The following is a 12,558-nucleotide window of genomic DNA, read 5'->3' as shown; positions in this document are numbered from 1 at the left end:
ACGCACGGCCGGCAGCCACGCCGGCAAAGGTAGTTGGCGGCTTAGTTGATGCTGCTTACGGCCTGGGTGGCCGGTGCAGCAACGCGCTGCATCGCAACCGCCTTGGCCTGCACCGGCATGCCTGGCATGAACACTTTCTGCACGCCGTCGACGATCACCTTGTCGCCAGCAGCCAGACCCTGTTCGACGATGCGCAGGCCCTCGGCATTGCGACCAAGCTGCACATCACGACGCTGCGCCTTGTTGTCCTTGTCCAGCACGAACACGTACTTGCGGTCCTGGTCGGTCAGCACCGCCTTGTCGTCGACAAGTACTGCCTGGAACTGGCCACTGCCCAACAGCTGCACGCGAGCGAACAGGCCCGGGGTGAACTGACGGCTGGCGTTGTCGAGCAGCGCACGCACGCGGATGGTGCCGGTGCTGCGGGTAATCTGGTTATCGAGGAAATCGACCTTGCCTTCATGCGGATAGCCCTGCTCACCGCTCAAGCCAACCTTCACCGGCAAGGCCTGATCGCGCTCACTCGGACGCTCACCATTGCGGGCCATCTGCGCATAGCGCAGGTAGGTGGATTCGTCGGCGTCGAAGTAGACGTGCACCGTATCCAGCGACACCAGAGTGGTCAGCACACTGGCTGCATCACCGGCGGTGACCAGATTGCCGGCGGTGACCATCGCGCGTCCGGCGCGGCCATCAATCGGCGCACGCACTTTGGTGAACTCCAGGTTGAGCCGTGCTGCTTCAAGTGCCGCCTGCGCGGCCTGCACCTGTGCACCGGCCTGATCAGCGCTAGCACGGCGTTGCTCGGCGGTTTCCGCAGCGATGGCCTGTTGCTCGGCCAAGCGACGCGCACGCTCGGATTCGCTGCGCGCCAACCCAGCCTGGGTGCGTGCACGGTTCAATTCGGCCTGCGCACGGTTGAATTCGGCCTGGTAGCTGCGCGCATCGATGGTGAACAGCACGTCACCCTTCTTCACCTCTTCGCCTTCGACGTAATTGACCTTGTCGATGTAGCCGGACACGCGCGGACGCAGCTCAACGCTCTGCACCGCCTCGATACGGCCACTGAACTCGTCCCACTGTGTAACCTGCTTGATCAGCACCGGCGCAACACTGACTTCGGGTGCCGGCGGAGCGGCGTTTTCCGCGTGGCCGCCGCTGCAGGCGACCAGGACGGCCAGACTCAGCGCCGACATGCCTGCCAAAGCAACGCGGCGCAGCGTGGGTGATGGGGAGATACCTTTCATTTCGTGCTCCAAGGGGGAGGTGATCAGGGGATTACGGGAAAACAAAGCGGAGCTCGACATCGCCGCGGCAGCAGTCCGTCAGGCGACAATCTGCGCAACTGGACCTTGGTCGGCCAGAACCGCGCCGGTTGCGGCAGGATCACTGTCCCGTCCGCGGAAATTTTTGGACCACCAGTGGGACAAAGCCACCCAGGACTTGTCGCAACAAAGCAGCGCGCTCGCGCCAGGGCGCTCTCGGTGCATTTACCTGCAAGTCGCCAAGCAAGGCCTCAAACTGCAATGGATTCAATCGATTGCAGGCAAGCCTTGAAGGCAAAGCATTGCGGTAACTGGGTTCGCGGCGTGGCGCTGACAGGGCCATTGGGGAGCGCATGCGCATGACGGCATGTCCGGATTAGGTACAGGCGTACAAGATAGGCCTGTAATCCAGACTTGATTAGTACGGATTGAAGGGAATAATCATCCCGTCGCCGGCACAATTCCGCTGCCGCAAGAGTCCTACCCATGGCCAACGATCTCAACGACACCCTGATCTTCGTCAAAGTGGTCGAACAGGGAAGTTTCACTGCCGCTGCGCGATTGCTCGGCCAACCCAAGACCACGGTCAGCCGCAAGGTGCAGGAGCTGGAGACCCGCTTGGGCGCGCGCTTGCTGCATCGGACCACGCGCCGCCTCGGCCTGACCGAGGCCGGCACGGTCTACTACGAGCACTGCCAGCGTATCGCCCGCGAACTGGACCAGGCCGAGAGCGCAGTCAGCCAGTTGCAGTCCGGTCCGCGTGGCTGGCTGCGTTTCACCGTGCCTTACTCCATCGGCACCTGCTGGATTGCACCGCTACTGGGCCAGTTCCAGAGTGAATACCCGGAGATCCGGGTCGACATGCATCTGGGCAATGAAACCCTGGACCTGATCTCCGGCGAAGTGGACCTTGCGCTGCGCGTCGGCGCGCTGCCCGACTCCAACCTGATCGCCCGCAAGCTCGGCAGTCTGCGTACCCAGGTATTCGCCAGCCCGGCCTATATCGCCGTGCACGGTGAGCCCAAGCACCCCGATGAGCTGCAATTCCACCGCACCTTGGCGATCCGCAAGACCCATCATGGACAGACCCAGCGCTTTACTTGGACGTTGGCCGAAAATGGCGGCGAGATGCGCGAGTTTCCAGTCAACCCGCTACTTGTGGCAAACGACCCGTCAGCACTGAACGCCGCGCTCGTGGCCGGTGAAGGCTTGATGCTCAGCAGTGATGTGATGGCCAAGCCCTTTGTCGAATCCGGCATGGTGCGGCAGATTCTGCCCGGCTGGACCGGCCCGGATTACGACTTCAATGCGGTGTTTGCCGGCGGTCGACTGGTCTCACCCAAGGTGCGCGCGTTCATTGACTTCCTGGTCGCCAAGCTCAACTTCGACGCCAACTACATGATGTTGCAGTGCCCCAACGCCAAGCGCCTGGCCGATATCGAGCAGGAGTATCAGCAGCGCTCGAAGGGGCACCCGAAGCTGCGCGTGGTTGAAGCGCTCAGCGCCTGAGCGCCTGAGCGCCTGAGCGCAGTGCAACGCATCATACGGAAACGGCGGCCATGCAGGCCGCCGTTTCCGTATGCATCAAGTATTTGAAGTATCAGTAACCGCGGTAATACGGCCACAGCGGCACGATCTGCACTTCTTTGCAGCCGTCATAGCGGCTGCAGCTGCCAAAGTAACCCGGCCCGGAATAGCGCTGGCGGGCATCGCGGTTATAAGGACTGTTGTAGAAGTCCGGGCGCGAGAAATGGCCGGAACCATAGTAGCGGTACGGTGTCTGGCCGATGCTGGATTCGGTACGGAAGGTCTGCGCCAACACCTGCGCGCCGTCGTTTTCGACATAACCGTTTTCGTTGTCGTAGCGCACCAGCCGGTAATAGATCGTCTCGCCGCCCTGCTTGCGGCTGTGCAGCTGCTCCATCTGCCCGCCACCGGTATCGGCGTAGGCCTTGCCGCCTTCAAACAGCACTTCGCTGGGGTTGACGACCTCCTCCTCCAACGGCGGCGCAGCTGCCGCGCTCGCTGCTACTGCAAACATCATGGCCGCTACAGCCAACTTCTTCCACGTCTTACCCATAATGCGCATGACCACCCTCCTTGATTGGGCACCTGCCGATAACGGCAGCCCGCCTTGATCGCCCAGCCAATACTCCTGGCTGAGCCGTCATTGCTACGTGCTGTCAACACGGCGCCAGTTCTGCCGGCACTCGTGATGACCCATCGGGACGAATCCGCATTCATTATAGGAGCAAGCCACCAACAGAGCCGTGAAGCCGGTTCGATACTCAGCCCACAGGCTTGCCCTGCTGGAAGCCAGCCAGTGCCCGGCGTATCACCTGCCTGGCTTCGGCAGCATCACCCCAGCCGTTGAGCTGGATGTCCGCGCCACCGGGCAGCTGCTTGTAGACGCGGAAAAACGCCTCGATGCGCTGGATCTCCACCGCTGGAACGTCCTCCAGGGCGTGCACCTTCGCATAGGTCGGATCGACCGCTTCCACCGGCACTCCAACGATCTTCTCGTCGGCCTCGCCTTTGTCGACCATCCGCAACACGCCCAGCGGACGGAAGCGCACGACGGCACCGGGCTGGATCGGAAAGCGGCTCAGCACCAGCGCATCCAACGGGTCACCATCGCCAGCCAGGGTCTGCGGCATCGAACCATAGTTGGCCGGATAGGCGACCGGCATCGACAGAAAGCGATCCACCCGCAACTCGCCGTGCTCGCCGAGCTCGTACTTGATCGCGCCGCCAGCGGGGATTTCCACCACCAGCAGCGCTTCCTCCGGTGCATTACCTGGCTGCGGCAACGCGAAGGGATGCAACAGCTCGGCCGCTGCCACCAGCGGCGAAGTGATCGCCAGCACCATGCCGCATAGAACTGCCTGCATCGCCTTCATCTGCTCACTCCCAGCAACGGTCGTCGCGACCTTTGGGGGAGACCGCACGCGGGCAATCACGCTGCTGGATGCGCCCTTCGGTGATCTCGCTGAACTGCTTACCACCATCGACGCTGCGGCTGATCTGGAAGGCGTCATACAGGCGACCGGTTGCCGTACGCGCTTCGTAACGCAGACCCTTATCGTCCAGCCGCAGCACCTGGAACAACTGCGTGTCCTCGGCAGTCGGCTTCATCGTCGCGCGTGCCTCCGGTGACAAGCGGTACTGCTTGGGCCCGGCCACCGATGAAATGTACTGCGGCAATGTCGCGCCGGCGTCGGCGCGGCGGCCATAGGTGTGATCATGGCCCTGCAGCACCAGATCAACCTTGTGCCGCTGCAGTACCGGGCGGATCTCGCTGGCAAGCACTGAGCTGTCACGCTCCGCGCGCAAGGGATACAAAGGCTGATGCACCACCACGATGTTCCAAGGCTGACGACTGCTTTTCAGCACGCCCTCCAACCAGCCTGCCTGTGCCTTGGCGGTACCCAGATCCAGCGCCGACGTGCCATCCAGCACCACCACGCGCAGGCCTTGATAGTCGAACCAATAGGTTGTGCTGGCGGTAGCTGCCGCACCATTGCCCGGCAGCGCGAAGGTCAGCGGCCAATGCTTGCCCAGCACGCGCCGTTCCTGCGGCGTGTCCTCGAACTCTTCGAAGTACTCGTGGTTGCCAGCAGCCGGGGCGACCGCCGTGCCCGGCAGCAGCCAGCCACCGGCGGCGAACCACTCGCCCCATTCGTTGTCGTCCTCGCCATCACCGCCACTGACCAGATCACCGGCAAACAGCGTCAGCCGTGCATCCGGCGCGGTCTGCCAGCCCTGCCGTATCACCCGGCTGACATGGCTGAGGTTCTTGTTCTGGGTATCACCGAAGTACAGCACGGTCAGCGGCTGGCCAGCGGCAGCGGCGGTGCGGAAATGCTGCCATGCGCTCCAGGTGCCCTGCCCCTGCACGCGATAGGCGTACAGCGTGTCGGCCTGCAGACCATCGATCACGGCACGATGATGCTGGCTACTACCGTTCTCGGTCTGCAGCAGCTGGCTGCTCGCACTGAGCTGTCGCACCTGGCCCATGTCCGGCGAGTCGCCAGCTACGGTGATTTCCAGCAGCGCCGGCTGTGCCAGCGGCGCGGTACGCCACGCCACCGCGAAACCGCTACTGGCATCCTGCGCTGGCGACGCGACGATGCGGTCAGGAAAGCCACTGGCCGCGTAATGCCGGCTCCCCGCCGGTACCAGCGTGTTGGGCTCGGCAGCTGGAGCGGCCCCCACCGCTCCAGCTGCGCCCATCAGCGCTGCACTGATCAGAGCCAGCAACGGCAACCGCTGGCGTAAACGCACCTGCCCCCTCACTTGTCACAATCCTGCGGCAGCGACAGCGCCTTGGCGATATCACGCCAATCGAAGGCCACCACACCCTGATCGTCATGCACCGCATACAACGCGCCCTGCGGGAAACGCGCCGACACCTGCTGGCTGTTCCAGATGCCGTCGGTATTGGCCACCGTATTGCCGTGGAACGAGCCCACCGGCGCCAGCGTCTTGCGGTCGAACAGATGGAAGGTGCTGCGCTGCTTGCCCTGCTCGGTGGTGATCCACCAGCCGCCATCGCCGCAGGTACGCAGCATCACACCTTCGGCCTGCGCCTTGAACAGACCGCGACCAAAGGTCTCGCCACTGAAGTCACCGGCAAGGTTGTAGACCTTGAACTCACTGGCATAGGTCTCGTCTTCTTCGGCGATCAGCAGACGGTCGTTGGCCGGATCGCCCCAGATCGACTCGACCACACGCAGCGCGCCCTTGGGCGAGCTGTCGCCGATGCTGCGCACCAGCTTGGCCTGCACCTCATCGCCATTGACGGTGACGTGATAGCGACGCACACGTTCGTTCAAACGCTCCAGCGCCGGCAGGATGTCGTTACCCACCGCATCCTCGCCATCGTCGTAGGAGTCGGTGACGTACAGGTCATAGCCACCTTGCACCGGATTAACCCACAGGCCATAGGGCTTGCGCAGATCATTGCCGGCAAATAAGCCCAGCGGCTTGAAGTCCGGCAGCTGCAGTACCTGCACGCGGTGGTTGTCGCGCTCAACGATGAAGACCAGATCGTCCTGCACGGCGATGCCATTGGGACGATCGAACTGGCCCAGGCCGGCGCCAGTGCTGCCGATGTCGCGCAGATGCTTGCCGGTCTGGCCGTCGTAAACCACCAGTTTGTCGGTGGCCTTGGCGGTGGCAATCAGCCACAACTGGCCATCGGCGCCGCGCCAGCTGGCCGGCGAGTCGATGTTGTCAGCCGGCGTCATTGGCGTCAGGAACGCCTCGGCTACCAAGGTGGACAGGGCAGCGGTCGCGCCCTCGGCACGATCGGCTGCAGTAGGCGGCGTGCTGGACTTCGGCACCGGCTGGCAGGCACTCAGCGCCAAGGCTACGGCACTGGCGAACAGCGCGGCCCTCACAGTGCCACCTTCACGCCGATCGCGTATGTGCGGCCGTATTCCTCGTTCTGCAGGGTGCGCGAAGACACGCCCTGATAGAGCTCGAGCGGCTCGTCCAGCAGGTTGGAGGCTTCCAGGTACAGACTCACGTTCTTGCTCAATTTGTAGTCGAAGCTGAAGTCGAGCTGGGTATGCGGCGCGACATAGATATCAAATGCACGGCTGTCGCCGATGGTGTCCAGGTACTCACTGCGATAGACGCCAGCCAGGCGGGTACTGAGCCCGCCCCACTCATAACCGATGTGAGCGCTGTAGATGTTCTTGGACGCACGCGGCAGATTGAAGTCATCGCCTTCGCGGTCGGCAATGCCCGGATCAAAATCGGTATCCAGCCAGGTGCCGCTGGCACCGACCAACAAGCCGGACCATGCACCCGGCAGGAAGCTCAGCTGCTGCTGCCAGTTGAACTCGGCGCCGAAGACCTTGGCCTTGTCGCCATTGATCGAGCGGGTCACGTCGAAGCCAGGATACTCGGGATCGGTCTTGCTCTCGACCTGTACGATGTAGCCATCGATGGACTTGTGGAACAGGCCCAGCGAGACGATGCCGCTGTCGCCCAGATAGTGCTCGAGCGAGAAATCCAGATTGGTCGACTCGTACGGATCCAGATTCGGATTGCCGATACGCGCTTCCCTGTCGTCCCGGTTCACAGCCAAACGCGGCGAGACATCACCGAACGACGGACGCGCCACGGTCTTGTTGACCGATCCACGCAGCACCCAATCATTGTTGGTGTCGTAGCGCAGGTGCAGGCCAGGCAGCACGCTGGTGTAGCTGTTGTTGGCAATACGCGGTGTCACCACGACGGTCTCGCCGTCGCTGGCGATATCCACATCGTTGCCGGTGGCATTGAACTGGGTGTTCTCGACACGCACGCCGCCGATTACACGCAGCGCGCCGATGTCCCAGGTGCCCATCGCATAGGCCGAGAGGATGTCTTCATTGGCGACATAGTCCTCTTCCAGTGAGGTCATCTTGTTGCCGGCAACGTCGCCGGACTTGGCGCTGTACTTGCTGCCGTTGGCCGCCCACCAGGCGCGCATCGCTGCCGAACTCATACCTTGGCCGAGGCTGCCACCGCGATGGTCCAGTGTCTTTCCATTCCAACTGGACAGATCAACCGCCGGACCTTTCTTAAGCTCCACCTCATCCACATTGACATCGCGCTCGCGCCAACGGCCCAGCACACCGAACTTGTAGCTGGCCTTGTCGCCATCGAAGCGGATGTTGAGCTGCGCGCTGCGTTCGCTGTCGTCGATCTGCTTGGGCGAGAGCACCACGCGATCGAAAGCATAGCTGCCGTTGTCCATCCAGCCACTGTCACTCAGGCTGATACCAGGGATGCCGCTGTTCTGGTTGAGCGTGGCCGACATATCGCCACCGGCATAATTGAAGCGCGCTTCCATTTCATCATTCACGCGCTCGCGGGTCTTGGTGTAGCCCAGCTTGTAATCCAGTACGGCGCCGCTCAGGCGGTTCTCACCACCGAAGCTGAGGGCCAAGGTGTTCTCTTCCTTGGTCCGGTAGCGCATGCGCTTGCTGATGGCTTTCGCCGGCAGATCGTCCAACTGATAGCGGCCGCCACCCAGGGCGGTGATCGAGTCCGCATCACCAAAGCCAAAGATCGTGCGCTGCCGCGTTTCAGCATCGTCGAACTGGCTGTACAAGGTGCGCAGGTAGTACCGATTGTCGTCATCCGGACGCCAATCGAAGTTCAAGTTTGCACCCGTGCGTTCACGCTCAATCGTGTACTTGCGACGCTGCACCTCGACCGCAACCAGATCGTCCTCAGCGCCGCCATCGAACTCGCCGTATTCCACTTCGGTGTTGTCGGATTCAAACGTGCGCTTCTGGTAGTTGACACCCAGCGCCACACCGAAGGTTTCCGCAAACACTTCGCTGTAATTGAATGCGGCCTTCGGGCTGGTCTCGCCCGACAGCTCCTGGTGGCTGCCTTCCAGCTTGCCCTTCAAGGAACGGCCATCACGGTCGAACGCCGATGCCGATTCCACCACCACTGCGCCACCAATGGCATCACCCGGCATGTCCGGCGTGGCCGACTTGATCACCCGCAGGCGCTCGGTGGACTCGGACGGAATCACATCCAGTGGCGCTGCACGCGAGGAGTCCTCCGGTGTGCCGATGGCGATGCCGTCGATGCTGACGCTGTTCAAGGCCGCATCCAGACCGCGGATCACCACGAAGCGACCCTCGCCCTGGTCGCGGGTGACGCTGACGCCGGGCAGGCGCTGCAGCGACTCGGCGACATTCATGTCCGGGTAGTCGCCCATCGAGTCGGAGGCAACCGCGTCCTGCACGCCATTGGCGTCGCGCTTGAGTTCAACGGCGCGGATCTGCGCTTCGCGCTGCGCACGCACCTCGATGCGCTCCAGATCGATGGCGGCCGCCGCACCGCTGGCGAGCGTGGTTGTGCCATCGGCCGTGGCCTGTTGTGCATATGCAGGCGCGGCTGCCATGCAGGCCACCGCGGTCGTCACCGCCATCACCAAGACGCTTTTGCGCACTACCGCCCCCAATCTGTGTAAAGGATGGGTGTGCACGGTATGTCCGTTCAGTTACGCGACAGTTACAGTGACAAAGCGGGAATATGTCAGTACGTTGCGCCACGGATACTGCACGACTGCCAAGCCCTTGCGCCGCCGATGCCCTGAGCGGAAGTGCCCTGCCCCAGCGGTGCTGATCCTTGCCGTGGCGACCTCTGCCAGCGGCCAACGAAACCAGCCTCCGCCAAACTGCACAGATCACCATCTGCATGACGCCATGCGCCGACCCTTGCCGAGGGCGGGAGCCACTTGTACGTAGCGCAGGGCCTCTCGTTCGACAGGCGCGCGCCGCTCTTGCCGGCTCGGTCAAGCTGCGTTGGCCGGATATGGCGGCTGTCGCACCGTGCCCCTGCCGCTCAGGAGCCGCAAGCTCAGAGGCGCTAAAATGACAGTTCTTCTCCTCCTGCTTGATCACGCCCATGAAAATCGTCGAAGTCCGCCACCCCCTGGTCCAACACAAGATCGGCCTGCTCCGCGATGCATCGATGAGCACCAAGGATTTCCGCGAAGTGGTCAACGAGCTGGGTACCCTGCTGGCCTATGAGGCCACCGCGAATCTCGAGACCGAAAGCCACACCATGCCCGGCTGGGCTGGGCCGGTGCAGGTGCAGCGCATCGCCGGTGCCAAGATCACCGTGGTGCCGATCCTGCGTGCGGGCCTGGGCATGCTGACCGGCGTGCTGTCGCTGATCCCGGCTGCACGCGTGAGCGTGGTTGGCCTGCAGCGCGACGAGGAGACCCTGCAGCCGGTGCCCTACTTCGAACGCCTGACCGGCCGGCTTGAAGAGCGCGACGCGCTGATCCTGGACCCGATGCTGGCAACCGGCGGCACCTTGATCGCTACCATCGACATGCTCAAGCGGGCCGGTGCCCGCCGTATCAAGGGCATCTTCCTGGTCGCCGCACCGGAAGGCCTGAAGGCACTGGAAGCCGTGCACCCGGACGTTGAGGTGTATACCGCCGCCATCGACGAGCGCCTCAACGAGAAGGGCTACATCCTGCCGGGCCTGGGCGATGCCGGCGACCGCATCTTCGGCACCCGGGTTGGTTGAAGCCAATCCGGGCAACACGTGGCTGCGGGCATCTGCCGGCAGCCACGCCAGCTTCATCGCCGCAGCCAGTGCTCACCCGCCGCCGGCGGAGCGGTCAATACACCAGGTGTCGGCTCGCTTCCAAGCAACTCGGCCTGCAGAAACGCGGTCCCGAGTTGCCGGGCTCTTTCAAATAGCTGCTCCGGCTCTCCGCCGATCAGGTTGTGATCACCACCGGCAAGCACCACCGCTGTCTTTCCACCTGTGGGCGCTGTCTCGACCGCATAGAGGTGATCGGCAGGATCCACGACGAAGCCCGGGACCCGGTCCTCATCGCCAGTAACAAGCAGCAGCGGCACCGCCAGCGTTGCATACGACTCCGGCCCGATCAGGCCCGGAATCCTGCCCGGTGACGAGTAACCCAGCACCGCGACCACCGATGGGTCGCGCAGCGGCCCAAGCTGCGACAGCGCGCCTCCGAGCGCGGTCGAAATCAAGGTCCCCAGGCTGTGCCCAGCTGCCGCTACCGGCACCCCCGGCCAATGTGCGGCCGCATACGCACTGGCCGCGTGCATGTCGGCGAAACGCTCGCCCAAACCCTGTTGCAGCGAGAACTTTTCCCGTTCCGGATACTTCACCGAATCCACGTGCAAAGGTGCCAGGACCACGAAGCCAGCATCCGACCAGGACTGCATCAGCCGCTCGTAACGCTCCGGCCAGGCGCCGTGCCCCGAGGAAAACAGCACCACCCCGCGCACCTGCGCAGGCGCCCATATCGCCATCGTGGTGGCGCGATCAGAACGCGCCTGCAGCGGCACGACTTCGGTCGGAGCAGCAACTGCCGCCATCGCCGGCGCCAGCAACATGACGCAGGCCAGCATCGCACGGCGTAACAAGGAAGGATATTTCAAGGCGATATCTCTGCAGAAATTGATGGGACAACTGTCGCCGCTGGTACCAGCCAGATTCAGTGCCAGAAGTCAGTTTCTGCAGGGACGAAGGTCAGCAGCGGAGGCATCGGCGGCAGGAACTCGGTGCGCAGCAACGACGAAACAAGTTTCATCGCTGGCTGACGAAGATCTATTCCCCCGCACTTCCTCTCGCCGTAAGCGCCACAAGCAACCCAGACAAAAAAAGAGCGGAACCTTGCGGCCCCGCTCTCTTCGATTACACCATGGATTGACAGTTCGGCTCAGGCAGCCAGCGAACGTGCCTTCAACTCACCCACTTCATGGGCGGTGGCAAAGCGTCCCTTTTCGTCACGGACCACTTGCGCCATCGCGCATTGCGGATCGTGGGTGAAAAACAGGTGCACGTTGCGCGCCAGTTTGTCTTCCAGAAATGCCCGCTTTTCGTCGATCAACAATTCGGCATTGCGGTCGTAACCCATGGTGATCGGCACGTGCACCCAGGAGCGGCCGGGGATCAGATCGGCGCAGAACACCACGCCACCACGTGGCTGGCCGTTGACCCGCTCAGGGCCGACGATCTCGGCCAACATCAAGCCTGGGGTATGGCCGTCGCTGAAGCTGAAACGTACCGACTCGCCCAAGGCTTTCGAATAGGCACCGCTGACGATTTCCAGGCGCCCACTGGCTTCCAGCAATCCAGTCAGCTCAGGAATGAAACTGGCCCGATCACGCGGGTGCGGATGCTTGGCCCGTTCCCAGTGCTCGGCACCAATCACGAAGGTCGCGTTGGGGAACAACAGCTCCGGCTCACGACCCTCCGACCACGGTGCCAGCAGACCGCCGGCATGATCGAAGTGCAGATGGCTTAGCACCACCACATCAATGTCTTCATGCTCGAAGCCGGCTTCGCGCAGTGAATCGATCAGCACATGGCGCGGTTCCTGCACACCGTAGCGCTCGCGCAATTTCGGCTCGAAGAACGCACCGATGCCGGTTTCGAACAGCACGGTCTTGCCGCCCAGCGGGCTGGCCAGCAAGGCGCGGCACGCCAATTCAATTCGATTGGATTCATCGGCCGGCGCCCAGCGCTCCCACAACGCCTTGGGTGCGTTGCCGAACATTGCGCCGCCATCGAGTTTTTGCGAGTTACCGCGAATCGACCATAGTTTCATATGAAAAATTCTACCCGCTACGCGTTAAATATTCGCAAGGATCTGGTGGCGGATAATTGACGAGGAACGGCACAGATTGGGAACGCAGTGTTGCGTGATGTCCGGGCCGATGAGTCGCCGAGGAGCCGTGGTTTGGGTTTGGGTTTGGGTTTGGGTTGGGGTGTGGGTTTGGGT

The 12,558-nt window shown here is 62.8% G+C and carries 10 protein-coding genes; 2 read left to right on the top strand and 8 right to left on the bottom strand.

The window, feature by feature from the left end; all coding sequences use genetic code 11:
- Positions 1-41: 41 nt before the first annotated feature.
- Complete coding sequence (locus ACVOK8_RS06565; protein WP_481566174.1) at positions 42-1,238, bottom strand: efflux RND transporter periplasmic adaptor subunit; 1,197 nt, start codon at positions 1,236-1,238, stop codon at positions 42-44.
- Positions 1,239-1,751: 513 nt separating this feature from the next.
- Between ACVOK8_RS06565 and ACVOK8_RS06560 the strand changes: the two genes are divergently transcribed.
- Positions 1,752-2,774, top strand: coding sequence for a LysR family transcriptional regulator (locus tag ACVOK8_RS06560; RefSeq protein WP_481535374.1), 1,023 nt, complete (start codon positions 1,752-1,754; stop codon positions 2,772-2,774).
- A 91-nt stretch (positions 2,775-2,865) separates the two neighbouring features.
- Here the strand turns inward: ACVOK8_RS06560 and ACVOK8_RS06555 are convergent, their stop codons facing one another.
- The 5 genes from ACVOK8_RS06555 to ACVOK8_RS06535 form a co-directional block, all read right to left on the bottom strand.
- The gene (locus ACVOK8_RS06555; protein ID WP_481566122.1) at positions 2,866-3,354 is read right to left on the bottom strand and encodes a hypothetical protein; all 489 of its coding nucleotides are present in this window, start codon (positions 3,352-3,354) and stop codon (positions 2,866-2,868) included.
- A gap of 199 nt (positions 3,355-3,553) precedes the next feature.
- Positions 3,554-4,156, bottom strand: a complete 603-nt coding sequence (locus ACVOK8_RS06550) for an inorganic diphosphatase (RefSeq protein WP_481566173.1) — start codon at positions 4,154-4,156, stop codon at positions 3,554-3,556.
- 13 nt (positions 4,157-4,169) lie between these two features.
- Entirely contained in the window at positions 4,170-5,498 is a 1,329-nt protein-coding gene (locus ACVOK8_RS06545) for a purple acid phosphatase family protein (RefSeq protein ID WP_481566121.1), read from the bottom strand.
- Positions 5,499-5,557: 59 nt separating this feature from the next.
- Positions 5,558-6,667 (bottom strand): phytase, encoded by a 1,110-nt coding sequence (locus ACVOK8_RS06540; protein ID WP_481566120.1) that lies wholly within the window; start codon positions 6,665-6,667, stop codon positions 5,558-5,560.
- Complete coding sequence (locus ACVOK8_RS06535; RefSeq protein ID WP_481566172.1) at positions 6,664-9,210, bottom strand: TonB-dependent receptor; 2,547 nt, start codon at positions 9,208-9,210, stop codon at positions 6,664-6,666. The genes ACVOK8_RS06540 and ACVOK8_RS06535 overlap by 4 nt, the downstream gene beginning before the upstream one ends.
- A 479-nt stretch (positions 9,211-9,689) precedes the next feature.
- On the opposite strand from ACVOK8_RS06535, the gene upp reads away from it, so the two are divergent.
- Positions 9,690-10,322 (top strand): uracil phosphoribosyltransferase, encoded by a 633-nt coding sequence (gene upp / locus ACVOK8_RS06530; protein WP_481510578.1) that lies wholly within the window; start codon positions 9,690-9,692, stop codon positions 10,320-10,322.
- 53 nt (positions 10,323-10,375) lie between these two features.
- Here upp and ACVOK8_RS06525 read toward each other — a convergent pair whose 3' ends face one another.
- Both ACVOK8_RS06525 and ACVOK8_RS06520 read right to left on the bottom strand, forming a co-directional pair.
- Positions 10,376-11,212, bottom strand: coding sequence for an alpha/beta hydrolase family protein (locus tag ACVOK8_RS06525; protein WP_481566119.1), 837 nt, complete (start codon positions 11,210-11,212; stop codon positions 10,376-10,378).
- A gap of 281 nt (positions 11,213-11,493) precedes the next feature.
- Entirely contained in the window at positions 11,494-12,384 is an 891-nt protein-coding gene (locus ACVOK8_RS06520; protein ID WP_481516222.1) for an MBL fold metallo-hydrolase, read from the bottom strand.
- Positions 12,385-12,558 lie beyond the last annotated feature (174 nt).

The sequence above is a fragment of the Stenotrophomonas sp. STEN083 genome (assembly GCF_056759195.1).
Note: the sequence above shows the minus strand (reverse complement) of the source record. Positions and strands in the feature narration are given on the sequence as shown.